Here is a 24,916-nt window from a genome sequence, read left to right on the forward strand (position 1 = left end):
GATCTTGGCTAATTTAGAAGAAACTAGTCTTGAACGTATGGAAGCTCTTCTCTCTCATTCCGCAATGGGTGTTCACGTATTGTTCGATAACACGACCATCGCGAATGTTCTTAAAGAAGTCACGGACGACAAAGACTTCTACAGCTTCGACAAAATGAAAAAGGTCCAAGACGTGATGACGGAACTCATCGCGAAGAAAACCTATTTCGAGAAGATGGCGTACTTGCAAGCCTTGGACTCAGAAAGTTACCAGATGCTTGTCAGAGCGTATTTTCACATTGTCGAAAATACGGTCCGCGCCAATCACGAACACTCCCACTAAAATCCGTTTCAAAAAAACGGATTTTTTTTAGCTCCGCAGTAACGGAGCCGCATTGCTTTTGCTTAAAGCCATGGCATCCCCCTCACATCTGACACTTTTTCGAGCGAAAGTGTTTAATACCTTTCCACTTTTCCAAACATTTTTGGCGATTTTTGAGATCTTGAAATTTCTGTCGATTTCTTAGAGTCCTAATTCGACATCGAAATCGAAAAATAATGCAACGCGGAATTCCAATGCTATTCTGTCGTTATGAAACTAAGTACCACGACGGCTCTTAAATTAAATTCGCCGCTTATGCAGGATGCACGAACGTCGAAAGCAATGTGCATTGGATGCGCTAATTTCGAAATTCCCACTCCATAATGTTTTCCCACCGCAAAGCCGATAAGGGGTATTGTGAAATATCGACGTCTCTTATCGGCTTTCTTTATTTTCCTGGCTCCGGTACTCAGTCATGCTGAGTACCGCGTTTTCGTTTTAAAGATCAGCAAGCGTGCATCGACGGGAGCTGCCGCCGCCGACCAAGGCTTTCGTCTGGTTGAAAGCACCCTGGACCCCGTTCAATATCGTTATTTCTATCCCGTCGCTGCTGATGAAGAAGTCACTTACATCGATACCTGGCGTTGTTATGGCAGGACTGGTGGAATGACTCCCCACTGCCCCAACCCGAAAGGCCAGATTCCCTCTTCCGAGAGTCCAGCACCTTAATCGGATTGCCTCTTTTTGATACACTAGTAGATATGTCATCTATCGACAATTCTACGCGTAAATCTCAACAGGCCGAGCTGAATGAACTTCAGACGGAGTTCAATCGTAAGAAAAAACAGATTAGCAAAGAAAATGATGATCAGTTGGAAGAACTGCGCGGCCATTACGCTGAGAAAAAAGAAAATGTGCGTGAAAGCAACGAAGCTGCGATCAACCACATCCGACAACGCCAAAGAGAAATGGTCGATGAATCTGTCGAGCAGCGCCGTCAGCTTTCCGAAAACTACAACACACGTACAGCGAACCTGCAAAAATCTTACGATGAAAAATTGAACGAGACCCGCGACAAACGCCAGCAACAGCTGGCGACAGTTCAAGAGGACTCCGGCAAAAAAATCAAAGAAACCGAAGACTATGCGCAAAATCAGATCGGCGCGATTCGTGAAAAATCTGCCGCAGATGTGCAAAATGCCAAAGAGCGCTACAACAAGGATATGAAAGAGATCAATTCGTTTGCCGAGAAACGTCTTGAGAATCAACGTACTTCCAATGAAAAAGCCATCAGCAATGAAGTTGAACGTGGTAAAAATGTTCAGGAAAATCTACGCGTAAAACAAGAAAAAGAATTCGCCGAAGTTCGGGAGCGTGGCGAAGGCAAAATCGCTGCTCAACAACAAGTTCAAGAAAAGAAATTAGCCCGTTCTGATGCCGATGCTGAAAAACGCTATGAAAAAAATCAGCAGCAATGGGACAGCAAAGAAAAGAATCTGAATAGTCAGTACAGCCAGCGTGTTATGCAAAACAAAAAGGCTTACGAAAAAGAGCTTAAAAATCAGCACGACCATTTCCAAAGCACATACGTTAAAAATAATGCCGCAAACCGCGAGTCCTTAAGTATCCAGGAAGAAATGTATGCTAAGGAACTAGCTGCTACCCGTGCAGAATTCGTAAAGGAAGCCGGCAAATACCAAACAAAAGAAAACGATCCCTTTTATAAAGTTGAAAACCGTGGCAGCGTACTCCAAGAATCCTCAAACTTTTATGTTCTAAGAGCATTCGTGCCTGAACATGAAAAAGATGCTGTTCGCGTGAACATTCAAAAAGACAAAGCCATCGTGGCTGGTCAACGTGCATTCAAAGACAAAGTTGAAGACGAATCCAAAGCCGTAAGCTCCAGCAGCTTTCAAACCTTCCGTGAGGAATTCAATTTCGACAAGCCCATTATCGCCGAGGGCATGACCCGCGAGCGTGATGGCGACTTCGTGGTTTACACAATCCCAAAAGGTTCAGCTACCGGCTTTAGCCGCAAAGCCTAATCAAATTATTAGCAAAAAAAAAGGGACCGGATGGTCCCCTTATGACAGCTCGAACTTAGGCACTTGGCAAGGATTCAGAAGATCTTCAAGAAAGTAAGCCGCTAACTGATGACGTCCCTCTACGGATGCTTTCTTGTATAGAATCAATGCTTGTTGTCTGACGGTAGTCTCTGATGTTCCACGAGTTTGAGCAATAGCTCGCAGACTGAGACCCTTAAGCAGCAACAGACCGATGTCACCTTCGGTTTTCGTAAGACCCCATTTTTGGAACTGGCGCGAAACGATAGGATGAATTCCGCCAGTCGGGATACATACGTGTGCACATGTTGACTTAATCATATCCTGCATGGAGTTCTCCTCTGAAGAACATCAAATGCGAAAATTTCTTATATGTCATCTAACATGTGTTTGAAGGTAATGAAAAACTTGTAACTATTTTGTCAGGCTCAATTAAATGACGTTTAGGCCTTCAAAAGATAACGCACTTCGCGCATAACGAAACTAAATCTTGTTTGGATATCGTAAAGCATTTCAAGATTAGAGTGCAATTGAGCAATGGCATCGACTTCTTGAACAGGCTTGTCCGAAAGTTCGTGGTAGCTCGTGTGAGCAATGGGTTCAGAAGAAACAAAAGAGTCCATGAATGATTCAGCAACTGTGTTTTCTTCAACTTTTACTGTTTCATTTTTATTTACTACTCTCATCGTGAACTCCTGATTCTGCGCGCCTTTTGAGGCGCCGACATAAAAGTCTATTTCTAAAAAAAGACTTCTCAACTTAAATAAACTTACATAAAACTTTTACAAGCCGAGTCACTAGTACTCGCACTTCAGATCCACTGTATCCTGGGAGGCAAGCTCCGTGCGGTCGTCACCGTTTTTCAGGTAAGTCGCCATCACTGAAGCACCTTGATCATTATGTTTGAGACCCAAAACATGCCCCATTTCGTGAAGCACTAATGCCTCAATATTTACAGCAGAGTTGGATTTGCCCTGATTCCAATAGAACGTGAATTTCGTATTAACGCGAATGTCAGTTTCTTTGATTTGGTCACCGTTCCACAAAACAGTTGTACGAGCTTGCTCTGAAAGCTTGTCGTTTTCCCACGTATCCATGAAATAGATCACGTTTTTACCGTCTTGAATGGGCTTATTAGGACCGGTAATACGAGGAGATGTGACGATATTAAATAATCGACGACCGGAGTTGCGCTCCCACGTTTGGGCTGCACTAACAATCGCTGCCACGTATTGTTCTGGAACAGACTCGTGAAGATACATCGTCACCGGCACATCGGCCTTCCACGACACGCGCTCACCATAGGCATTCTGTACGAAACCACAGCTGTCCTGAGATTTCGGCGCACAGGCTTCTAAGGTCAAAGCCATAACAACTAGCGATGCAACGCCAATCCACTTCCACATGAGCGTGTCCTCCTGTCGTTACCTATTACAAAGAAAGGACCACCCTGTTCCATCCGCGGGACATCACTAACTCGCTGAAATTCCATACTTTTTAAATAATTACGCTTTTTGGCATTCTGCCCGTGAGACGGGCACTCGGCTGTTAACGACACAGTCACCACTCCAAAACGTTGCTAAATATACGTATTTATTGACAATTTAGGTGTCTAAGTTTTTGCCACTCTCCCGCCGCAAATGGGGAGTTTTAAAACCAATATATTGAGGTTTGAGCCCAACCTTGGTAAAAATGAGCATTCTGAAAGGCAAACTATGATGAAACTAACTGTGATCCCAGGCGATGGTATTGGCCCCGAAATTATGACCCAAGTAATCCGTGTTCTGAAACACGTGCATGCACCCTTCGAATATGAAGAGCATCAAGCCGGTGAAATCGCCCTAGCAAAGTTAGGCGACCTTCTTCCTCAAAATACAGTGGATTCCATCAATAAAACTCGCTTGGCAATCAAAGGCCCGACAACAACGCCAGTGGGGGGCGGTCACAAATCCATCAACGTGACAATGAGACAGAAATTCGATCTTTACGCTAATGTCAGACCTGTTCGCTCACTTCCGGGAGTTCAATGCGTATGCTCTGACGTGAATTTGACGATTGTGCGCGAAAACACCGAAGATCTTTACGCTGGTATCGAGCGCATGGTTGATGAAAACACGGCGGAGTCTATCAAACGCATCACTCGTCGTGGTTCTGAGAGAATCGCACGTTACGCGTATGACTTAGCTCAGAAAACCGGTCGCAAACAAGTCGCCATCGTGCACAAAGCGAACATCATGAAAATGTCTGACGGCTTGTTCTTGAAAGTCGCACAAGAGGTCGGCTGGCAGTATCCAAATATCGCAACGAAAGACGTGATCGTAGATAACGCCTGCATGCAGCTGGTAACTCGCCCACAACAGTTTGATGTGATCGTTACTGAAAACTTGTATGGCGATATCTTGTCTGATTTGTGCGCAGGTCTTGTTGGTGGTTTGGGTGTTGTCCCTGGCGCAAACATCGGTGAAAAAGCAGCGATCTTTGAAGCCGTTCACGGTTCGGCACCTGATATCGCAGGACAAAACAAAGCCAATCCCACAGCGCTTTTGCAATCGGCAGTGATGATGCTTCAACATATTGGCGAGCACGGAAAAGCCGACTCTATTATGAAAGCATTGATTACAGCATTGTCTGATATCAACGCCCGCACAGGCGATTTGGGTGGTAAAGGCACGACTCAGTCCTTTACTGATGCGATTATTCAAAAACTGTAGTCGCACCCTACTCAATTTGACTAGCCCGCCTCTTAAGGAAAAACTTAAGAGGCTTTTTTTTTTACTTAACACTTGGACTAAACATCCTTAGCATTAAGGCATGAAAAAATCGATTTTACTACTGTGCGTGTGCTCCCTTCTTTCTGCCTGTGCGACCAATCAAAAAAGCCGTTTAGCGACCACTCTGGCCGGAGTGGGTGTGGGTGCTGTGATTGGAGCGTCAACAGCTCCAGAAGATGAAAGAGCCGAGCTTCATGCGATGTATTGGGGTGGTATAGTCGGTGTGGTTGCCGCAGTGGCCGCAAATTTCTATTTCAATGATAAAACCGATATGGACATGGTTCGTTTAGAAAACGAAAAAATGAAAGCGCAGCTGGATTTCTTTCAAAGCGGCACTGCCACTTTGTTAAAAGAAACCAAAGGCGCCGCGGATAAAAAGTATTTCCAAAGCGGCAAAGCCAAAATCAAATTATACAAAATTGATCAGTGGGTGGATGAGGGGCCGAACAAAAAATACCACCGCGACCAGATGATTGAAATCCTGCCACTTGAGAAAAACGACTAATGAAAAAACACCTTTGGCAGATCTTATTTGCAGCAAGTTTTTTATGGGCCTCCGTCGTGAGTGTTCTTTACTGGCAATTAAGATCAAATCCCAGGGTGATTGCGATCACCACGGACATGTCGGGGGCTGACAAAGACCGCCCGCAAAATTTCCAGCTGAGCGAGATGGAAAAAGTCACTTTCATGCGCCAGTACCTGGATCGCTATTTTACCTATGACTCTAATAATTTCTGGCAATCTCAGACGTCTTTGACTTTCTTGATGTCGCAAAATTTGCGCGAAAAACGCATCCAAGAAGTGCAGCGCCTGCGTGATAAAATTCAAAGCAAGTCTTTGAACCAACGAAGCTTGCTGCTGTCGTTAACGAATACGGGCGGCAATCAGTACCGCGCCCTGCTCTCGTTGCAAAATCAGCGAACAACAGGGAAAAGTAAATCAGCTCTACGTGGCTGTGGATTTAGCGATTGAAGATACGGAACGAACTTTAGAAAATCCTTGGGGTTTGCTGATCACGAAGATGGAAATCCCTCAGACTTCGCCAGAGGCAATGCTCATCTCCGGAACTTTGGGCATTCGTGAAAAAGCGCCACTCGTGATTACGTTTCCATGTGCCATCGAAAACGTAGAAGCGGTCCCTGATTCAGTGCTGGAAACAAAAATCACCACTCTGAACGTGTCAGAAATTCAACTGACTGCTGCCAAAAAATTGGAAGCGCCCGTGGCGATGACGGCTTACTGCAAAGACCGCGAATATCATTTCAATGTCGCTTACACAGAAAAGGAATCAGATCTTTTTAGAGCCTTCACCGTGGATCTTGCGATTGCTCGCAAAAAAGACCCGGCAGGTGCCGGGCAAAAGAAAAAAGATATTTATGATAAAACTATCGAAAATGTTTTAGGAATTAAAATCGAAAACTAAGAGATTTTTTCTGTCGTGTGGGCAGTGATTTTGGGAATGATCATGATCACTTGAGTGCCCACTCCCACACGAGAACGAAGCTGCAAATCACCACCAACCGCCTGCAAAGCTTTGCGAGCATCAAACAGCCCCAGACCATTGCCGTTTTCCTTACCGAAGCTTTTTCCTTCTTCCATTAATTGCGGAAGAATATCTTCAGGAATACCGCTGCCATTATCCATGATTTGTAAAAGCCAGTTTTGATCGCGATCAAGCAAGGAAATACTGACGCTCGCTTCAGATTCTGGAGCCGCCTCAACCGAGTTATTCAAAATATTTCCCAGAACTCGCAGCAACTTGATCTCATCTAAAGGCACAATCAACTTTTCAGCTTTCACGTGTTGATGCCAAGTGAACTCGATATTTGGATAAGAAAATTTAAATTCTTTTAAAATACGGTCTGCGACCTGAATCACGTCAGCGCCATTGACCACTTTTTTGGTATTCGCAACCTGTGCTGGAGATTGCTCCTCTTGCTTCATTGCACGGCCACGCTGCAAAAGATCTTCAGCGATCCCACGAATGCGACCCACTGCAAGTCCCAGAAGTTCTTTCTTTTCATTACTCATTTCGTGAGAAAGTTGAGTTAAAGTCGTAAGTGCCATCAACGGCCCCCGAATATCGTGCGCCACTTGACGGGAGATTTCAGAAATTTCCTTATTGCGATCCAACTCTGATTGCAGTTTTTGCTCTTGCAGACGGTTCAAAAGTTCACGTCTTGAACCGAAGGAAACAAAGACCAAACCTAAAAAGATACCAATCAAAAAAATCGGCGAAGAAACTGTTTTTAAAGCCAGATCCGCACTGGAATAACAAACTTGCACCTGTCCCGCTGGCAACGAGAACAAAGTGATTGGAATGTCATTTTCAAAAGCACACATTCCATCACGTGGTTTCACAGAAACCTGCGCGACCGAGCTGTGAACTTCTTTAAGCTGACCCAGGATTTTATCCAGCAAAGTGGAATCTTGCTTTACCAGCAAAGACTTTGCAATGTCCTCTTCCCAGATCGCAAAATACTGGGCAACCGCACCTTGCGCACGGCGGACCTCAACCACGAAGCTAAGAACAGAGATCGCCAGGATGGCCGCCATAAATGCCGACATCCAGGGCCAAGAGCTGCGTTTAATAAGGTTTAAGGATGGTCTTATCATACCCCTAAACAAAGCAAAGACTGCTCCACCCCGCCGCCCACCACCGCGCGTTTGGACGCCAAAACTATCAACAAGTGACATTTATCGAATGACGCCTCAAAACGAGTTGTCTCAGAGTGATACAAATAAAAAAGGGAGCTTTTCGAGCTCCCTTTTTTTAGTTCATCGATTCACGATGTAACAAATTTTTTAGATCCTGCACTTCTTCGAGTGAAACGTCGTAAGGTTTGCCGCACACTTGGCAAGTCACGTGGACTTCTTCTTTTTTATCCAGCATGTCTTGAAGTTCTGCCTCCCCCATCGCTTCCAGCGCGCGGATCACGCGAGCCTTCGTGCATGGACAAGAGTATTCAACAGTATAGTCATGCTCAACTTCTTCGTAAGGAATGCCTTCCATGAAGGGAGCTACCAGGTCGACACAAGTCGCACCTTCGTTCAACATTTTCGAGATATTCGGTTTTTTCGATTCGTAATTAGAAATGATTTTTTCAACCATGTCTTCTTCCACTCCTGGCATCACTTCAATCATGACTCCACCTGCGGATTGGACTTTTCCGTTTTGATCCAGGTACACGCCCAAAGAAACCAAAGAACGAATTTGATGGGATTGGTGTAAATAGTGAGCGATGTCGTCGCCGATTTCACTGCTCACCAGTTCCACGGTTCCCTGGAAGGGTTGTTTTTGGAATGGTTGGTGGCGAGCCACTGTCAAAAGACCGATACCGATCGCTTTTTTTAGGCTCAAGCCATTGTCGTAATTTTCAGGTTGGTAGTGTGGATTTGGTGTGTAACCACGCACATGACCTTCATAGCTTGCCTCTGCATAGACGCTGCTCAAAGGACCATTCCCACGGAACAAAAGACCGACCTGTTGCCCATCCTTCAAGTGTGATGCCATCAACAAGGCTCCCACCATACCGCGGCCAACTGCTACTGTCGCCAAAGGATAGGTATCTTGTAGATCCTGCATGTGTCGAACAACTTCCGTTGCATTGACTGCAGCGATACGCACTGTCAGATCTTTGGAGACAAAGCGGTGAACACGTTCTTTACCCATGACAAACTCCCAAAATAGATAGAAAATAACAGCCGAAACTAACAAAGCGTCACTATAAATTCAAGCTTCAATAGCAGAGCCGTATTATGAAGATTTATATCTTTCGCCACGCCCAAAAAGCCATGGATTTCTCTGGAGATCCCGACCTGACTCCCGAGGGCCATGGTCAGGCGTCGACTCTTTTGGATTTAGTCCTTAAAAATGAAATGCCAAAACCCACTCAGCTTTGGGTTTCCCCACGAAAACGGACTCACAGCACCTTTCGTCCTCTATCAGAACAACTTAAGTTGCCCTTGGTAGACCAGGAAGCTCTTTTGGAACAACAAAGCGATGAGTCCTTGCAGATCTTCCGTCGACGTATTTCCAACCTTTTGGAAAAGGCAACGGAAGCGGAAAATGATGTGATTTACATGTGCTCGCACTATGACTGGGTCATTGAAGCCATGTCGGTCATCCCCAGCGAAACGGATTTGTCAGACGACCGCTTTAGCCACTGGATACCTTGTCAGTGCGTGGGTTTTGAAATTTCCACAGACGGAATGTTTAAATTTCTTGAACTGAAAAAGGTTTCCACATGATTCAAAATATCTGGGCCATCGGTCGCAACTATGTCGAACACGCGAAAGAATTGGGTAACGAGGTTCCAACGGAGCCATTAGTATTTTTGAAAGCTGGCAGCTGTGCGACCGTAGCTCACTCGGAAATACATCTGCCGAAATGGGCGACGGATGTTCATCACGAAGTGGAGATCGCTTTGCAATTTGATGAAAACTTGCAGATCTCCGCAGCCTGTGTGGCTTTGGATTTAACCGAACGCACCTTACAATCGAAGCTAAAAGCCAAAGGCCAACCTTGGACCTTGGCAAAAAGTTTTACTGAAGCTTGTCCGATTTCAAAGTTCTTCCCCGTGGGAGATTTGGATGAGCTTCGGAAAATCGACATCAAACTGATGGTCAACGGCGAGCTTCGCCAAAACGGCAATACGTCGCTTATGATTTTCTCCTATGAAGAGCAGATAGACTATGTGCGTCAACACTTCCCTGTTGTGGCGGGAGACCTGCTTTTAACTGGAACCCCCGCAGGAGTTGGGCCCGTGAAACCTGGCGATGTCTTGGTGGCGGAAATTGTGGGGAAAATCACTCACAAATGGACCGTTAAATAGCGCGCGCCCGCTCCATCTAATTTCCTTGAAAATCTAAGCCTGTAGAGCGAATATTCCACGCAATCATATTGAAGAATTGCGGGCCCTTTTCGCTCGCACACAAAGGCTTAGTTATGAACGATATCCAATCGAAGATCGTCACTCGTGGCGAAGAGATCATGAAACGCATGGAAGGCCAATCCAAGGCTTCCATCTTCTCCAAAGATTTCTGGTACGGCTCCATCATGGAATGGAGTATGAAAAATGAAAAATTCAAAACCAACATGTTCCGTTTCGTGGACGTGCTTCCTTCTATCAACTCGGGCGACGAAGTGGCTCGTCACTTGAAAGAATACTTTGCTGAAGACGGCGGAAAACTTCCTCCAGTCTTCAACGTGGGCCTTGGCTTGGGCTCGTTGGCTCCGGGCTTGATGGCTGGCGCGATTAAGAAAAACGTTGTCGGTATGGCGCAAATGTTCATCACGGGTGAAAATCCAGATGAAGCTTTGCCAGTCTTGAAAAAAGCGCGCAAAAACAAAATGACTTTCACGGTCGATATTTTGGGCGAGGCAATCTTGTCTGAAAAAGAGGCGCAAGAATACTCGAACAAATGCATCGAGCTTATCGAGTGGCTCGCAAAAGACGCTGAAAAATGGGACGAAATTCCTCAAATCGATCGCGATCATGAAGGTGCAATTCCAAAAGTGAACGTGTCTGTAAAGATGACGGCACTGTATTCGCAAATCAAAGACTCTGCTTGGGATGAATCTAAAAAAATCCTAAAAGATCGCATGCGCCCTATTTTCCGTCTGGGTATGCAAAAAGGTGTCTTCATCAATTTGGATATGGAGCAATACTCCGTTAAGCACCTGACATTGGAAGCGTACACAGAGCTTATCAATGAAGACGAATTCAAAAACTACAAATCCTTTGGAATCGTGATCCAGGCATATCTGCGTGATTCTTTCGAAGACGTCAAAATGCTGACGGACTTCGCAAAAAAACGTGGCACTCCATTCTGGGTCCGCCTGGTTAAGGGCGCTTACTGGGATTACGAAACAATCGAAGCGGAACAGCGTGGCTGGCCGGTTCCGGTCTACACCAACAAAGCTGAATCTGATGCGAACTATGAAGTGTGCGCAAAGTACTTCCTGGAAAACATCAAATACATCCGCCCGGCTTTTGCGTCTCACAACGTAAGAACAATCGCCGCTTGTATGATTTACGCTGAGCAATTAAATATTCCTAAAGAAGCTTTGGAATTCCAAATGCTTTACGGAATGGCCGAGCCAATCAAAAAAACCATCGTCGAGATGGGCTACCGCATGCGTGAATACGCTCCGGTGGGAGAATTGATTCCAGGTATGGCGTATCTCGTTCGCCGCTTGCTTGAAAACTCTTCCAACGAATCATGGTTGCGTGGAAAATTCGCTGATAACAAAACCACCGCGGAACTTTTGAAAGATCCTGCAAGTGGTTTGACTCCAACTTCAGCGACTCTCCCGAAAAAGCCAGGCAAGTTCTATAACGAACCGCTTTTGGATTTCGCTGTTAAAGCCGACCGCGAAAAAATGGAAAAATCCATCGCGACTTTACGCGCATCACTTCCCGTAACTGTGCCCGTGATGATCAACAACAAAGAACAAACCTCTGCAAAGATCTTTGATCGCGTGAACCCTTCTGAAAGTTCGCAAGTTGTCGGTAAAATCCACATGGCCACTATCGAGCAAGCTGAACAAGCCATGCAAGCGGCCCAAACCGCTTACAAAACTTGGAAAAATGTTCCGGCAGAGCAACGTGCGGCTTTGGTTGATAAACTTGCAGATCTTATGCAACGCGATCGTTTCAAATTGATCGCAGAGCAAGTTTTGGAAGTTGGTAAACCATGGGCGGAAGCTGATGGTGACGTGGGCGAAGCGATCGACTTCTGTCGATACTACGCACGCGACATGCGCAACCTTCAAAAACCACTTCGCGTGGGTGGCTTGCCAGGCGAACTTTCTCACTACATCTATAAATCACGTGGTGTGACGGCAGTCATCGCTCCCTGGAACTTCCCGCTAGCGATCATGGCCGGCATGGTGACGGCTGCGGCTGTGACAGGAAATACTGTGGTGATGAAACCCGCAGAGCAATCTTCAGTGGTTGCTTGGGGCTTGATGAAAATGATCGTTGAGGCTGGCTTCCCCGCAGGTGTTGTGAACTTCTTGCCAGGTTTGGGTGAAGAAGTGGGCGAATACATCGTGAACCACAAATTCACGACGACAATCGCCTTCACGGGTTCAAAAGCTGTGGGCCTTCATATCTTGAACAGAGCTTCAATGGTTCAATCCGGCCAACAGCACGTCAAGAGATGCATTATCGAAATGGGCGGTAAGAACGCTGTCATCATCGATAACGATGCGGACCTTGATGAAGCAGTCGACGGAGTTCTTTACTCGGCGTTTGGTTTCTCTGGACAAAAATGTTCAGCGGCCAGCCGCGTGATCGTACTTGAAGAAGTTTACGATCGTTTCACAGAACGCTTGGTTGAAGCTGCCCGCTCTATCGAGGTAAAGTCTGCGGAAAATCCAAAAGCTTACATGGGCCCGGTTGTGGACCAGGAAGCTTATGAGCGTATCATGCACACTATCGCTGAAGGCGAAAAAACGAACAAACTATTGTTCAAGGGTGTTGCACCCAATAATGGTTTTTACGTTCCACCAACAATCTTCGGTGACGTTCCAGGCGACGCAAAATTAGCTCAACAAGAAATCTTTGGACCGGTTGTAGCCGTGATCAAAGCGAAAAACTTGGATCAAGCGATCGAAATCGCCAACAGCACAGAGTACGCTCTGACAGGTGGTATGTTCTCTAGATCCCCTGCTAACATCGCTCGTGTAAAAGAAGAATTCGAAGTGGGCAACCTGTACATCAACCGCGGCATCACAGGCGCGATGGTGGACCGTCATCCATTCGGTGGCTTTAAAATGTCAGGCATCGGTTCTAAAACCGGCGGCCCTGATTACATCAAGCAATACATGGAACCAGCCGCTATCACAGAAAACACCCTTCGCCGTGGCTTCGCACCCGCTGAAGGCGAATAAACACTTAATATTTCTTAGGTTTCCCTGGCCGATCTGAAATGATCGGCCTTTTTTTTGCCTTCATCATTTACATTTTAGTAAAGATTACTTTAGTTTATTAGTAATCATTGCCCTATCTCCCCCCACCCCTTTTGGATAAAACCATTTTCGAACGATGGTTCACGAAATTAAAAACACTTCCAAAGGGGAAAATATGAAAAAGTTACTTGCAGCTCTGTCTCTCATTATTTGCACACAAACAGCTCTTGCTCAGGACGACTCTGACATCACGATTATCGATGGCACTATGAAAGTCTTTAACATCCCTGAAGCTGGTTCTGTGATCACGCTGGAAGGCGACCTTGCCGCCGCCCTCTTTGACCAAATGAACGATCCTACTCGTGTGGACTCGCTTCCCGTAAAACAAGGCGCCCCGTCAGGCGGATTCGTTGCCTGCAATAAAACCGATGGCGCAGGCAAATCTGCAGCAAAATGCACAGGGCTTGCCGCAGACATGATTGCTTCGATTCCGAATGCTCTGCACGTGTCAGGACTTATTATCGAAAATATCGCCTTTGCTGTGGTCTCGGGCCAAGAAGCGATCACCCTGATGAATTCGATGTCTCAAGCGACAAAGGATGGCGACTTTGTGAATGGTAAAAACATTGTCTGCATGATCGACGAAAAGCTTTCAGACAATACGTGCTTCTTTGGAATCGACATGAAAACAGGCGCCTTCGTTTCTAATGAACAAGCTTTGGTCTTTATCAAATAACTTAAAAATCAGGAGAAATACCATGAAACCACTATTACTTGTTCTGGCAACGTTTGGTTTGGTCACTCAGGCTCAGGCCGCCGAGTGGACTTACCGTCTTAAAGTCATCGATGAAACTAAATACAACTCCTTAGTTGGAAAAAAACTGACCGAAGTCGGACTTGAAAGCGTGACAACAGTGCGTGAAATCAAAGTTCAATCCTCGGGTTCATTGCCCTCACCCGCCCTGCAAAATCAAAACTTCATCATCTGTCAGGAGCAATGTCCTGGCGATAAAGGTGAAAAGCCAACAGCGAAACCAAGCAAAATCAATGGCAATGTTGTTGAGTTTATCTATCCCGTAACTTCTGAACAATTCCGTCAAGTGAACTTGTTTTACCACTTGAATTTTGCATGGGATAAATTTGCAGAACTAGGGTACAGACCAAACTTTCAAAAACAAATCAAAGTACGTTCAGATCGCAAAATTACGCAGCTTTTGCAAAATGGCGAAATGAACAACAACGCATTCTTTGACGATACTGATAACTCCCTTAATTTCGTCCCAAGTAAAACTGTCGCAGTGTTATTCGGATTGTTGGGTAAATACAATTTCTTGGATACAGCTCTAGACCCGATTGTCATGGCTCATGAACTTTCACACTTAGTGATTCATGATTCCATGGGTCGTGTTCCTGGAAACGATTTTTCCGGAATTCACGAAGGCATGGCTGATTTCTTTGCTTTGAACTTTTATCGCACAACACATCAAGGTGTCATCTTTGGTGCGGGGAAACCCATTCGTGATGCCGTCGGTAAAGCACAATACAAAGTTGGAATGGAAGCCCACGATCGCGGCCTAGTTCTGGTACAAAGCATGTTCGACATGGAATCAATCCTTGCCAAATCAGCAAGCGTTTTGGAAATTACCAAAGATGCATTCGACTCACTTTCGTGTGTTAAAGGCGAGTATCACCGCCTTCTTCCGACAATGATCGCCTGTTTCATTGATCAGCCCGTGGCCAGAGACCAACAAGCAACACTTGTGAAGTTGGCAGAAAATCACAGCATCCCCGTTAAATCATACATGAATGCCACCCGCGAATTACCAACCGTGGCGATGACAAGCTACATGATCCTCCTTGATTCAGTTGGTGGTGATGATATGGAATACGCAAAAATCGAAACAGGATCAGTGAATGGATCTCTTGGACTATTTCGAGTTCAAACGAAATCGACAAAATCTGGAGAGTATTCTGATCCAACTTATATTTTGGCTCATTTAACATCCGGCGAAGTATTCTCGAGCTGGGACACCCAAGGTCAGCGCATCAACTTCAACAACAGCGCCGCCTACAAAGGGGCCGCAAATAACGCAAATACAGTTGAAAATCGTATTGAGTTGGAAAAAGGTGGCGTAACGGAATCTAGCTCTCAGGCGAATGAAAAGGGCAAAATCATTCAGTACCAAGTCGGCAAAACAACCGTTCAAGCAAAACAAACGAAGTTTGGAAAAATGGGCTTATTCACGATGAATATGCTGATGAAAGCCACAGGGATGAACATGAAATTCCATGCATATGAAGAAATCAAAGCGGAAAATCCAAAACTAGATATTCTGAAAACCTTCCCCACTCTTTATTCAAATATCGATGTCACTCTAGGGTCAGGCAAGCATACATTGCGCGTCCCAATGAAACATCAAGTCCTGGAAGTAGGTAAAGTTCAGTAATCCTTAGATCATGTCAAAGAGATCCATGCACAACACATGGGTCTCTTCTCCGTCGCTCGCACTGACAATCTTTGATGCCTGCTCGATCGCTTGCAAAAAGACCTCACGAATTTTCTTATAGTCCTCTTTCGTACAACTAAATGGAACAGTGAAACAGATTTCATGATCAGCAATGACTTCCAAACGAGTCAGATTGCGAGTGCGCCAGTTGGTATGGTGACGAGTCGCCCACTGAGATTTCGCATCCACATGAGTTTTCGCATGTCCCATCTTCACGCGGCCTTTTTCTTCGATCAAAAGACCTTTCTCCAACATAAAGTCGACCATTTCGGTCAACCGTTGACGAGAAAGCCCCAACATCTGCGCCATTTCATTAAGATCAGGAACTTTTTCTAAGGATGCTAACATACGAATCGCACTGTATTTCCAGCTGGAATAAAAAACAGACTGTTCATAAGTCGTCAGTTTCTTACTAACGGCTCCAATACGTTTACGAACTTCGCTGAACGAGGCCTTTTGCTCTTCAATTTGCTTTTTAAGTTTTTTGCGCAAACTTTCATTTCCAGCACGGCTTAAGGAAACCATGTTCAAGAACAGATCACTCTCGACTTCACTCATATTGTCGTAATCACAAAACAAAGAAGCTTGTTCCAGAGTTAAATCACGATGTCCGTTCAAGATCTGGCTGAACAAAGTTGTGTGAATCCCCAGTGAGTTTGAAATCTTTCTAGCCTGCCCCCGCCCCCCGTTGGGTTGGTATTGCACGAATGCTTTTAGATAGTCGCGGTAGTCATTAAATTGCCAAATTTGCAGCTTGTTCATGGTCAAACCTCACCATTTCAAAGTTCCACGAATTTACATTTGGGTAAATATTTAATTGCTATTTTAGTAAAGCGCCGTTCCATAGAGAATTTCCCTCCTGAACTCTTTACACAAACGTAAATATTCATCTGAATATTTACAGAACATTCCTTGGATTTTCTTTCTCAAATTGCTATTCCAATGCCCAAGGGGATTTTCAATGAAACTATCAATTCAATTTCTAGTTTTTTTAGCGCTGTCAGTCTCTAGCCAATCCCACGCCACAGACATCATCACACGCGGCAGTGCCGCCGAATACATCGAAGAATTCACAGACATCGGCAAATCTGCGGCTAAACTCGCAGGTATCGTTCCTGGCTTTCCGGTCAACGAAGCCCAGTTTCTTGAGGTCGTAAAAACAACGACGATCGAATTCACTGAAAACAAATTGATTTCTCCGCAAGGAATCGAAGTCGATGCTCTTAACTACCCTGCCAAAAAGTTGATTCGCGTGAATTGGAATCGCTGGTTTCGATATCGTTGGACTATGGACAACCGCACGCAGTTAGCAATCCACGAATATCTGGGAATTCTTAAAGTTGATGATTCCAAATACTCTTGGTCGCAATACCTGATTAAGGGTGGCCGCCTGACTTCTGTGACCACTTGCGACTATGAAATTGAAGGACAGCCGTACTATTTGAACTTCAATAACTATGGTGCTACCAGCGCACTTAAAAGCGGTGGCTTTGATATGACCTCTGGCAAAGGAACGTCCCGCGCTCCACAATCTTCAGAACCTTTGGCAATCACCTCCGTCAACTTTAGATGGTCCGACATCTTCAAAGGAAAATTGGAAGGCATTGAAAAATGGGGTATTGGAATGTCTTGGCAGTATAAAAACCGTTCACTGCATGCCCGCATAACTCTTAAGCAGTCCACTGAAGAAGGAAACTTCGACCTGGAAATCTTTGAACTGAATAACTTCGATGCCAATGGAGTTTTAATTCCTCGGCACTTTATGACCATTTCTTGCTTCGCCACGAAAGTTAAGGAGTAATCATGAAGAATCTAGTTTTAATACTTTCAACTGTTCTTCTTCTTGCCAGCATCTCTCAAGCGCGAATTATTGAAGGCGGCTGGGACAGCGGTGGTGGTTCTGGTTACGCTGCGGAGTTCACATCCATGGGCCGCGACTTAGCCGTTAAAGTTGAAACTTTAAAAGGGTTCCCAGTGACGGGTGCTCAGTTTTTAGAGACAGTTCAAAAAACCAAAGTGGAATTCACTGACTCAAACCTTGGCAAAGAAGGCGTTAAAAGATTCCCTGACAAACAACTTCTGCAGATATCTCGCAAACTTTGGAAGAGCACTGAAAACACGCTGGTTTCTAAACAACTCATCGTGCTTCATCAATATTTGTCGTTCATGGGACTAGAAGATTCCAATAACTCTTTAAGCTACTTTGTATTGGATGGCGGCGCTGCGGTCCGTACTTATGATTGCTCGAAACGTCTGATTGGTGGCGACACTGTTTCTGTTCGTTGGGTCGATGTGGATAATGATGGCCATGGCGACAAGTACGCAGGCACAGTAACAATTACGACTGCGTTCATATGGTCAAGCGTTGCCTTGATTAACACTTTCCCGACGGAACAAGGTGTTGCGATTAATTGGATTGAATTAGCTGGCGGTGCCTACGTTCTGCTTCCAGCCAAGGACCTTGCCGGGCACAAGTCATTCAAGGCTAAAATCAACAAGATCGACGACTATCGCGACGACGGAACACCCGTCATGAAACTTTCGGGAACTCTGTCCTGTAAGCCTAAGTTCTAATTTGATTAATGCAGCAGCTGACCGGAAACGACGTTCACTGATTCGTCGATTTCCTCAGGAGTTGCCTCTCTGGCCTCGGTCGCTTCGATTTCAAAAATCAGATCTTGCCCCGCCAAGGGATGGTTTCCATCCAGGCTGACCATGCCGTCATGAAACTGCAATACAATATAAGTTCGAATCGTTCCACTTTTACCGGTGATGGAAACGGTTTCTCCGACACGCAAAGTTTTTGGCAACTTTGTGCGCGGAAACAAAATCACTTTTTTAGGATCATAGAAGCCGTAAGCTTCCTCAGCAGAAACCGCGATGGTTCGTTTTTCGCCTTTTTTCAAATTTTGCAGGCCCTTTGAAAGACCAACGAGAGGTTGATTTGGCGCGGAAACAGAAACCAAAACTTCGCGATTGAAAGTGGAGCTGATCAACTGACCTAGTTTATTCTTAAGAAGACAATTAAAAGAGACAACCTGAACATTCATGGAACTCCTGTCTGAAAAAGAAAAAACCGACCTAGAAAGGCCGGTTTTAAAATCAAATCAAATTTGAATATGGCTTAGTAAGAACGGCGAGAGTTGTTGTAACCCCCACGAGATCCACCGCCGCCACCAGTGCGAGGCTCTTGAGGTTTTGCAATCATCACAGACACTGCGCGACCGTCAAGCTCAGCACCGTTGAAGCGTTTGATAGATTCAGCAGCTTCCTCAGCAGTGGACATTTCAACAAAGGCGAAACCTTTGCTGCGACCTGTTTCACGATCTACGATTACTTTTGCAGATTCAACATTTCCGCATTCAGCGAAAGCATCAGCCAAAGACTGATCGTTTGCAGAATATGGAAGATTACCGACGTATAGTTTTTTACTCATTTAATACCTCCTAAAGGCACGAGCGCTACTTTGGAGGAATGAACAGAATGAACATGGACTCGAAATTAGCAGTAACTAAGGGCAACCTACCACGTGTTGTGAAATCTACCTAAGCTTTATATTTGCCAGAGCTCCCTCAATGGCTTTGGCTCAGATCGACGGGGGCGCCTTTGAGTTCGTCGGAGAACGAATTGACGTATTTCACCTCAGATTATTTTCTCGGGGGCTGCAGCCTGACAATTTTCGATACACCGTCTGCAAATCCTTCAGACTTCCGGGGCCCCTCTTTACGAACCCCTATAGATCACTTAAAACGATGTATTCCATTGGAAAGAGGACCTCTTTTATGAAGCACCTTTTACTTTTAGCTTTTACCATGATTCTGGGATCCCAAGCCAACGCATCGGTGTCGGCAGATGAGTTCGTGGACAGCTTCGTAGCACAAATGAACCGTCGCCTGGTATTTACCAATCAGGATCGTATCGCCGTTCAAAAAAGACCCTATTGTACGGGTCTAAGTAACACTCAGATTCAAACGATTAAAAGTATCGTTCGTGAAAATTCTGAACAAACCACAGAAGAGTTTTTGACGAAACTGTCGGATGAGCTTAAATGCTACCCGATCGCTTTCCCACAGCTCAAGCGCGAAGGCTGGGGCATCCTAACGAATACCAAAGCTTTCTGGATGGATATTGAACTGGTTCGCGCAACCCTAAGAGATCTCACTCACCGCCCTATAGACGGCAAAGAAAAGCTCTTAGACAGCATCACTTGGCACGAGGTTAAATTATGAAAAAGCTTATCCTACTGACATCACTTTTGATCGGCTTCCAAGCCCACGCTTCTGTTACTCCGAAAGAGTTTAAGGCCGATTTGGTAACTGAAATGAATCGCTTGGCCAAAATCATCAATAAGAAAAGAGTCGGCTCCAACTGGCAATACTGCACGAAGTTCACACCGAGACAACTGCAACTTATTGAGAACATCATCAAAGAATCACCGGAAATTTCCGTTGAAGACTTCAGCAACAAGCTAGCTCAAAAACTTAATTGTTTTAGAACAGAAGCCAACAAAGATGACAGCATCGACTTTTCCAAATCATTTTTTGGTTTTGCGATTCATACTCCCACGTATGTTAAAGATTATGAGCTGATTTCCGAAGCATTGCTGTGGCTGAATGATGGCCAAAAGCCACACAAGGACACGCCAGTCCTTGATTCCTACGGTAACTGGCACTTGGGACTATCCAACTAACCAATAAAAAACCCGCTGTAAAAAGCGGGTTTTTTATTTTTAAATCCTAAGGATTTTCAAGGCCCCTATTCGCCGCTGGAGCGATAGGTTTTGTGAAGCTGGCAAGCACCCGCTTTAGTATTCAAAATATCAACACGGACCGTGCGGCTGAGCGGAAGCTCGATATCCTGATCAGTCGTTCCTTTATAGAGGAATACCGTTACCGCGTAGGTCTCCTTAACATCGCCGTTTGCCAATTCAATAGCATCATCCGTTGTTGGGCGGTCTGCCTTAAATTTATACAAAGAAACGTTCTTGTCGGCCTTAACGATCTCCCCGATCATCTGGGTCAGAGCGTGACCTGCTGCTTCATTTTTGCAATTTAAGCCCGCAGCCATAGCTCCAGAACCGATACCAAACAACACCAAACCGATTGCCAAAAGTCTCATTGGACTGATCCTCCACAAAGTTTCGTTGAGCAGAAATACCCACAGTGGGGCCTGTGGTCACCTTGCAAAAGATTAAGCTTATTCAATAGCGTTCCCTCAAAGAGGATGTGAGAAGGAAATTCGTGGAATAGTGGGGCTTAAAAAGAAAAAGGCCGGAACATCAGTTCCGGCCTTTATAATCTCGTATAAAAATAGAGGTGAGCACATCATGCACCCGAGTACCTTCCTTGGTATCACCCCTCCCGTAGAAATAATTAGACATTGTTGTGGTACACATTGCAAGCGTGTTATGCCACTTTTTTTAAGATTTTTTAAGACCGCACTTTTTCCAGCATTTTTTCGACCCAATCATCAACCCAAAACCACCCTCTTAACTCTTGAAGTAAAACTTTACTCACAGCTTCCTAAAATCAAATTATTTAATAGTCTTTCCAACAACTTAGTTGCCATGCTTGAAGTACCTTAATATACCATCGTTCATGCAAAGATCGCTTTTCGAAGACCCCAGATTGCAATCGACCCAAGCCCACGGCGGCACGCTGTTTAAAAAAGCGCGTTATCGTTGCGGGCGACCATTGAGCACGACAAAACCACTTCATCTGGTTTTGCGATCAAGCCAAGCCAAGGGTTCCCTCAGTTTTCGAAAGTTTAAAAATTGGAAGCAGGTCGAATCCCTGTGCCGACAGTTTGCCCGTAAATATAAAATCAAAATCGAAGCCTTCGCGAACGGCGGCAACCACCTGCAACTGACAATCCGATTGCACAGCAAGGACAGCTACACCCCGTTCATCAGATCCCTAACCGGAGCCATCGCTCTCAAACTGACCGGTGCAAACCGCAACCAAAAGAACGCGCAAAAGTTTTGGGACTTCCGCCCCTTCACCGCCATCCTCGAAAAAGCAAAGCACGCGCCGAAGAATTATGTATCACTGGATTTATTAAAAGATCTGCAAGTCATCCCCAGAATCGGAATCTTAACCCACCAAGAATGGCTCCCGCCGCCCCAATAAAAAAAGCCCACCTTTTGGGTGAGCTTCTTTATTTTTAAGTCCGTTCAGAACTAGAAGTCGCTGATACTATCGACCAACGTTGGATAATCCACGAACGGGTTTCTGTTGAACTGAGCTTCAAAGATCTTGTTGTTGCGATCTAGCTCTTCATCGTCTGGCGGATTTTCGCGGTTCCATTTGCGAAGAATGGCTTCTTCATCTGGTGGAATCGGAAGGTCGTAGCGAAGAGAGAAGTAGAACAAGGCGCGAGCTACGTGACCCTTATGGCTTTGAGGTGGTTCGAAAATCTCGTCACGGTCGCCATCACCAATACCGAAACGCGAAGCCGTACATTTCAAAGTTTGCGTGTCGGACTTCACTTCACCAAACCACTGGTTGCCACGGATCGAGTTCAATTGAGAATCCGTCGGGAACAAATGGTGAAGGTCAGATTTTTGCGTGTCTTTATCGAAACGACGGCTGAACAAGCTTTGTGGCCATGTGTGCTCTACGTTCACCACTGTGTTGTCAGGGATGGAACCCGGAGCCGGTGCACCTCTACTGCGGAAATCTGCGCGAGTTTTATAGTTATCGCAGTAAAAGTCTTTAACTGAATAAGTGTGAGAGTTTTGATCGTAAGCCAAATAGAATTTGCCCATCAACCAAACGCGAGCACCGTTGTACCCGATTTTCGTGTGTGCGTAACAGCCCTTAGCCGCTTGGCAATCAGATACGATCATATCGTAGTCACTATCCTGAGGGATGTGATAGCTGCGAAGGACTGATTTAATTCTGTAGATCAGATCTGCATCGGTTTTACCAGAAGCCAGATCTTGATAGAACTCAACCCCATAATATGGAATCGCTTGGGACGTTTGAGCCGCATAAGCAGCACCAACGAAAAACAATGTGGAAAACACAATCACTGACTTAATGAGCTGGGTTAGCTTCATTCGGGTCCACCATTCGGTAAAGGGGGTGATTTTTCAGCCTCTGTCGCTGACCACTTTTGCTGGATCAGTGCACATATGTCAATGGGGCTATAAGAAATTCCCGGTCAGGGTTGTGTTAAGGAAGAGCCCCTGGAAAGGACCCCTTGTCGGTAGGCAAAGCCACCTAAGATACCGAAAAGACTGCCGCCCAAATGAGCCGCGTATGCCACTCCCGTTCCTAAACCTTCCGGAGCTGACCAAAGATTAGCCAGATCAGTAATTAAAAAGAGAGGGATAATCAAAAGAGTCGGTAAAAAAATCGCACCATAGTGCTCTGGCAAAGGAGTGATAAAGTACACATAACGAACACGAGCCTTGGCCTGAGCCACACAGTAAAACGCCAGGAGCGCACTCACAGAAGCACTTGCCCCAACCATTGGGACAACCCCTTGCCCTTGTGACAGCAAGAAACCCAAGCCACCTGCAAAGCCCCCAACAAGATAGACCACCAAAAGCGCAGCACTGCCCGCCAAGCCTTCAACGGCAGCACCCATGACTACCAGAAACAGTAAATTGGAAAACAAATGCATCCAATTGGAGTGTGAGAATTGATAGGTCACCCAGGACAGAGGACCTTTTTCAACAGAACTTAAACCAAAGCGAAATAACAGCTGCTTTTTATAATCCGTGCGGAATTTTTTAAAGTCTTCTTTCCAAGTCGCGATCTGCACCTGATCACCCTTGTAAGAGCGAAGCTCTCCGTCCTGTAGGAACTGGGAATCACGAAGTGCATAGGCCCCTAAAATCGCCAGTTGTTCACTGTTAGAAGTACTTACCTGTTGAACCCATTGCGGAGTTTCAGCCAAGGTTTCTGGAGGCAGATTTTGCAGGTGTTGGTAATAAAGGCGTCCCGTCAGAGTCATGCCTTCTAAATCAAAAAGGCGATTGTTGGAAAGGTCATTACTGGCGCCACTAAAGATCAAAATAAAAATAAATACATTCAACGCCGCAAGAGTGAGCGTTAAAGGAAAGCGCTGAAACTGTCTGAGATCTTCAGGACAAGGTACGATCATTGAACACCGTACTTTTCCTTAAAGTCTTCAATCCAAAGTTTTCCACCATTAACACTCGCAGGAACACGGCCGCCCTTTTTCTGCCCCATGGACTTTTGCAAAGCCCAGATCGAACGGACATATTTTTTATCCATGGCCTGTCTTAAAGCAGTTACAGATTGCAGATCCTCGATCAATTCAAGACTGCCCTCGTAATCGCGTTGATTGTAGCGCTGATCCGCTTCTAAAACCTGAGTGACCCAAAGTTTTTCAGAGGCATCACTCAGTTGCACGTCTTCGGGATGATCCAGATATTGCGCCAGCACGCAGCCCGTGGAGGTTCTTTCTTCACAGACTTTCTTAAGGTAATCCACACGATCCGCTCCTTCACTCAGCAAGAACTTGGCAAAGTACGCCATCGCCTGCGAGTTCACCGGATCTCCCCACAAGGACAGTTCAGCTTCTTTGTGCAAGCAATCAGCGGAAATCTCTTTCAGCAAAAACAAAGACAAAGCAGCATCCAGGCGTTGAGTCCCCATCAAATCTTTATCTTTGATTTCTTTGCAAGCGGCATCACTGTTGTTAGCGGCCACTTGAAACTCACCCGCTGTCAATCCGTGATAACTCTTCATCAGACCTAAAAAACCAACCAAGGCGAGCATAGCAAAACTTAATTGCATCCATGATGTGATCAAACGCTGCTCATGCGGAGCTGGACCGCGATCATGTCTGCTTTTTAAGGTGATCACCATGGTATCAGAAGCTTTTTCGTGGAAAGCACGACGTAAGGGATGAGCGATAATTCCTAAAAATGGAATCGCGAACATCGCAAAGGAAGCACACCACATTACAGAGCGCACTAGGCACTGAGAAAATGTCAGGCGTGTTTGCTGTTGTGGATACGACACCACTCGCATTTGCAAAAAGAACTGTCCAGGTGTCGCCTGAATTAAATAAAGAAAGGCTGCTTGCAACAAAACCACTGCTACGGCAGACACCGCCAGGATCATCAACGCCGCCACAATCCCCTCTTCGGAACGGGAGTTCAGCAAAAAGAATGTTTTTGCCTGACGAACCAGGCCCGACACCAAAAGACTGATGACTGGTGAAAAGATCAAAAAATCCAGAACGAGGGCAAGGAAACGATCCATAACAAATGCGATCGCCGGCTCTTGCTTGAACTGTTTGGAATTATTGATTTCTGGAGCCGATAGATCTGGAAATAGCATACAGAACGTATCGGCCTGGGACAGAAAGGACTAAAG

General features: G+C 45.5%; 29 protein-coding genes. 17 read left to right on the forward strand and 12 right to left on the reverse strand.

The features are described from left to right. Positions 1 to 4 precede the first annotated feature (4 nt). From DOM22_RS13835 to DOM22_RS13845, 3 genes are all read left to right on the forward strand, one after another. On the forward strand, positions 5 to 322 hold the full coding sequence (locus tag DOM22_RS13835; RefSeq protein ID WP_246845652.1) for a hypothetical protein: 318 nt from the start codon (positions 5 to 7) through the stop codon (positions 320 to 322). A 396-nt stretch (positions 323 to 718) separates the two neighbouring features. Then, positions 719 to 1,030 (forward strand): hypothetical protein, encoded by a 312-nt coding sequence (locus tag DOM22_RS13840; protein ID WP_142700949.1) that lies wholly within the window; start codon positions 719 to 721, stop codon positions 1,028 to 1,030. A gap of 32 nt (positions 1,031 to 1,062) precedes the next feature. Then, on the forward strand, positions 1,063 to 2,346 hold the full coding sequence (locus tag DOM22_RS13845; RefSeq protein ID WP_142700950.1) for a hypothetical protein: 1,284 nt from the start codon (positions 1,063 to 1,065) through the stop codon (positions 2,344 to 2,346). A gap of 39 nt (positions 2,347 to 2,385) precedes the next feature. Here DOM22_RS13845 and DOM22_RS13850 read toward each other — a convergent pair whose 3' ends face one another. The 3 genes from DOM22_RS13850 to DOM22_RS13860 all read right to left on the reverse strand — a co-directional run bounded on the left by DOM22_RS13850 (position 2,386) and on the right by DOM22_RS13860 (position 3,770). Next, on the reverse strand, positions 2,386 to 2,685 hold the full coding sequence (locus DOM22_RS13850; protein WP_246845653.1) for a helix-turn-helix transcriptional regulator: 300 nt from the start codon (positions 2,683 to 2,685) through the stop codon (positions 2,386 to 2,388). 122 nt (positions 2,686 to 2,807) lie between these two features. Then, positions 2,808 to 3,050, reverse strand: a complete 243-nt coding sequence (locus DOM22_RS13855) for a hypothetical protein (protein WP_142700951.1) — start codon at positions 3,048 to 3,050, stop codon at positions 2,808 to 2,810. Between the two features lie 111 nt (positions 3,051 to 3,161). Then, positions 3,162 to 3,770 (reverse strand): matrixin family metalloprotease, encoded by a 609-nt coding sequence (locus tag DOM22_RS13860; protein ID WP_142700952.1) that lies wholly within the window; start codon positions 3,768 to 3,770, stop codon positions 3,162 to 3,164. 309 nt (positions 3,771 to 4,079) lie between these two features. Here DOM22_RS13860 and DOM22_RS13865 point away from each other — a divergent pair, with 309 nt between their 5' ends. The 4 genes from DOM22_RS13865 to DOM22_RS20120 all read left to right on the forward strand — a co-directional run bounded on the left by DOM22_RS13865 (position 4,080) and on the right by DOM22_RS20120 (position 6,558). Next, positions 4,080 to 5,075 (forward strand): isocitrate/isopropylmalate dehydrogenase family protein, encoded by a 996-nt coding sequence (locus DOM22_RS13865; RefSeq protein WP_142700953.1) that lies wholly within the window; start codon positions 4,080 to 4,082, stop codon positions 5,073 to 5,075. 100 nt (positions 5,076 to 5,175) lie between these two features. Beyond that, complete coding sequence (locus DOM22_RS13870; protein WP_142700954.1) at positions 5,176 to 5,640, forward strand: hypothetical protein; 465 nt, start codon at positions 5,176 to 5,178, stop codon at positions 5,638 to 5,640. Next, positions 5,640 to 6,107 (forward strand): hypothetical protein, encoded by a 468-nt coding sequence (locus DOM22_RS20115; RefSeq protein WP_246845654.1) that lies wholly within the window; start codon positions 5,640 to 5,642, stop codon positions 6,105 to 6,107. The genes DOM22_RS13870 and DOM22_RS20115 overlap by 1 nt, the downstream gene beginning before the upstream one ends. Further along, a complete protein-coding gene (locus DOM22_RS20120) occupies positions 6,085 to 6,558 on the forward strand; it encodes a hypothetical protein (RefSeq protein ID WP_246845655.1) in 474 nt (157 codons plus the stop codon). Before DOM22_RS20115 ends, DOM22_RS20120 begins: the two co-directional genes overlap by 23 nt. Here DOM22_RS20120 and DOM22_RS13880 read toward each other — a convergent pair. After that, complete coding sequence (locus DOM22_RS13880) at positions 6,555 to 7,751, reverse strand: HAMP domain-containing sensor histidine kinase (RefSeq protein ID WP_168196659.1); 1,197 nt, start codon at positions 7,749 to 7,751, stop codon at positions 6,555 to 6,557. The two genes, DOM22_RS20120 and DOM22_RS13880, sit on opposite strands and share 4 nt — an antisense overlap. A 157-nt stretch (positions 7,752 to 7,908) precedes the next feature. Beyond that, the gene (locus DOM22_RS13885; RefSeq protein WP_142700956.1) at positions 7,909 to 8,808 is read right to left on the reverse strand and encodes an Hsp33 family molecular chaperone HslO; all 900 of its coding nucleotides are present in this window, start codon (positions 8,806 to 8,808) and stop codon (positions 7,909 to 7,911) included. An 86-nt stretch (positions 8,809 to 8,894) separates the two neighbouring features. On the opposite strand from DOM22_RS13885, the gene DOM22_RS13890 reads away from it, so the two are divergent. The 5 genes from DOM22_RS13890 to DOM22_RS13910 all read left to right on the forward strand — a co-directional run bounded on the left by DOM22_RS13890 (position 8,895) and on the right by DOM22_RS13910 (position 15,500). Then, positions 8,895 to 9,386 carry a phosphoglycerate mutase family protein gene (locus DOM22_RS13890; protein WP_142700957.1) on the forward strand — a complete coding sequence of 164 codons (492 nt, stop codon included), beginning with the start codon at positions 8,895 to 8,897 and terminating at the stop codon, positions 9,384 to 9,386. Further along, complete coding sequence (locus DOM22_RS13895) at positions 9,383 to 9,970, forward strand: fumarylacetoacetate hydrolase family protein (RefSeq protein ID WP_142700958.1); 588 nt, start codon at positions 9,383 to 9,385, stop codon at positions 9,968 to 9,970. The genes DOM22_RS13890 and DOM22_RS13895 overlap by 4 nt, the downstream gene beginning before the upstream one ends. Before the next feature lie 113 nt (positions 9,971 to 10,083). After that, positions 10,084 to 13,035, forward strand: a complete 2,952-nt coding sequence (gene pruA, locus DOM22_RS13900; RefSeq protein WP_142700959.1) for an L-glutamate gamma-semialdehyde dehydrogenase — start codon at positions 10,084 to 10,086, stop codon at positions 13,033 to 13,035. A gap of 193 nt (positions 13,036 to 13,228) precedes the next feature. Then, a complete protein-coding gene (locus DOM22_RS13905) occupies positions 13,229 to 13,789 on the forward strand; it encodes a hypothetical protein (protein ID WP_142700960.1) in 561 nt (186 codons plus the stop codon). 22 nt (positions 13,790 to 13,811) lie between these two features. Beyond that, entirely contained in the window at positions 13,812 to 15,500 is a 1,689-nt protein-coding gene (locus tag DOM22_RS13910; RefSeq protein ID WP_142700961.1) for a hypothetical protein, read from the forward strand. 3 nt (positions 15,501 to 15,503) lie between these two features. Here DOM22_RS13910 and DOM22_RS13915 read toward each other — a convergent pair whose 3' ends face one another. Beyond that, positions 15,504 to 16,322, reverse strand: a complete 819-nt coding sequence (locus tag DOM22_RS13915) for a TIGR02147 family protein (protein ID WP_142700962.1) — start codon at positions 16,320 to 16,322, stop codon at positions 15,504 to 15,506. Positions 16,323 to 16,521: 199 nt separating this feature from the next. On the opposite strand from DOM22_RS13915, the gene DOM22_RS13920 reads away from it, so the two are divergent. Together DOM22_RS13920 and DOM22_RS13925 are read left to right on the forward strand one after the other, a co-directional pair. Beyond that, positions 16,522 to 17,361, forward strand: a complete 840-nt coding sequence (locus tag DOM22_RS13920; protein WP_142700963.1) for a hypothetical protein — start codon at positions 16,522 to 16,524, stop codon at positions 17,359 to 17,361. A 2-nt stretch (positions 17,362 to 17,363) separates the two neighbouring features. Continuing rightward, complete coding sequence (locus DOM22_RS13925) at positions 17,364 to 18,134, forward strand: hypothetical protein (RefSeq protein WP_142700964.1); 771 nt, start codon at positions 17,364 to 17,366, stop codon at positions 18,132 to 18,134. A gap of 5 nt (positions 18,135 to 18,139) precedes the next feature. Here DOM22_RS13925 and DOM22_RS13930 read toward each other — a convergent pair whose 3' ends face one another. Beyond that, positions 18,140 to 18,610 (reverse strand): peptidylprolyl isomerase, encoded by a 471-nt coding sequence (locus DOM22_RS13930; protein ID WP_142700965.1) that lies wholly within the window; start codon positions 18,608 to 18,610, stop codon positions 18,140 to 18,142. A gap of 74 nt (positions 18,611 to 18,684) precedes the next feature. Beyond that, the gene (locus DOM22_RS13935) at positions 18,685 to 18,996 is read right to left on the reverse strand and encodes an RNA-binding protein (RefSeq protein ID WP_142700966.1); all 312 of its coding nucleotides are present in this window, start codon (positions 18,994 to 18,996) and stop codon (positions 18,685 to 18,687) included. A 346-nt stretch (positions 18,997 to 19,342) separates the two neighbouring features. Between DOM22_RS13935 and DOM22_RS13940 the strand changes: the two genes are divergently transcribed. Together DOM22_RS13940 and DOM22_RS13945 are read left to right on the forward strand one after the other, a co-directional pair. Further along, positions 19,343 to 19,789 (forward strand): hypothetical protein, encoded by a 447-nt coding sequence (locus DOM22_RS13940; protein ID WP_142700967.1) that lies wholly within the window; start codon positions 19,343 to 19,345, stop codon positions 19,787 to 19,789. Further along, positions 19,786 to 20,250 (forward strand): hypothetical protein, encoded by a 465-nt coding sequence (locus DOM22_RS13945; RefSeq protein WP_142700968.1) that lies wholly within the window; start codon positions 19,786 to 19,788, stop codon positions 20,248 to 20,250. The genes DOM22_RS13940 and DOM22_RS13945 overlap by 4 nt, the downstream gene beginning before the upstream one ends. Before the next feature lie 65 nt (positions 20,251 to 20,315). Here DOM22_RS13945 and DOM22_RS13950 read toward each other — a convergent pair whose 3' ends face one another. Then, complete coding sequence (locus DOM22_RS13950; protein WP_142700969.1) at positions 20,316 to 20,678, reverse strand: hypothetical protein; 363 nt, start codon at positions 20,676 to 20,678, stop codon at positions 20,316 to 20,318. Positions 20,679 to 21,187: 509 nt separating this feature from the next. On the opposite strand from DOM22_RS13950, the gene DOM22_RS13955 reads away from it, so the two are divergent. Continuing rightward, the gene (locus tag DOM22_RS13955) at positions 21,188 to 21,688 is read left to right on the forward strand and encodes a transposase (protein ID WP_210415629.1); all 501 of its coding nucleotides are present in this window, start codon (positions 21,188 to 21,190) and stop codon (positions 21,686 to 21,688) included. Positions 21,689 to 21,738: 50 nt separating this feature from the next. Here DOM22_RS13955 and DOM22_RS13960 read toward each other — a convergent pair whose 3' ends face one another. The 3 genes from DOM22_RS13960 to DOM22_RS13970 form a co-directional block, all read right to left on the reverse strand. Continuing rightward, positions 21,739 to 22,620 carry an endonuclease I family protein gene (locus tag DOM22_RS13960; RefSeq protein ID WP_142700971.1) on the reverse strand — a complete coding sequence of 294 codons (882 nt, stop codon included), beginning with the start codon at positions 22,618 to 22,620 and terminating at the stop codon, positions 21,739 to 21,741. A gap of 104 nt (positions 22,621 to 22,724) precedes the next feature. Beyond that, positions 22,725 to 23,672 carry a rhomboid family intramembrane serine protease gene (locus DOM22_RS13965; protein ID WP_142700972.1) on the reverse strand — a complete coding sequence of 316 codons (948 nt, stop codon included), beginning with the start codon at positions 23,670 to 23,672 and terminating at the stop codon, positions 22,725 to 22,727. After that, a complete protein-coding gene (locus DOM22_RS13970) occupies positions 23,669 to 24,880 on the reverse strand; it encodes an RDD family protein (RefSeq protein ID WP_142700973.1) in 1,212 nt (403 codons plus the stop codon). Before DOM22_RS13970 ends, DOM22_RS13965 begins: the two co-directional genes overlap by 4 nt. Positions 24,881 to 24,916: the final 36 nt, after the last annotated feature.

It is taken from the genome of Bdellovibrio sp. ZAP7 (genome assembly GCF_006874645.1).
GTDB lineage: Bacteria > Bdellovibrionota > Bdellovibrionia > Bdellovibrionales > Bdellovibrionaceae > Bdellovibrio.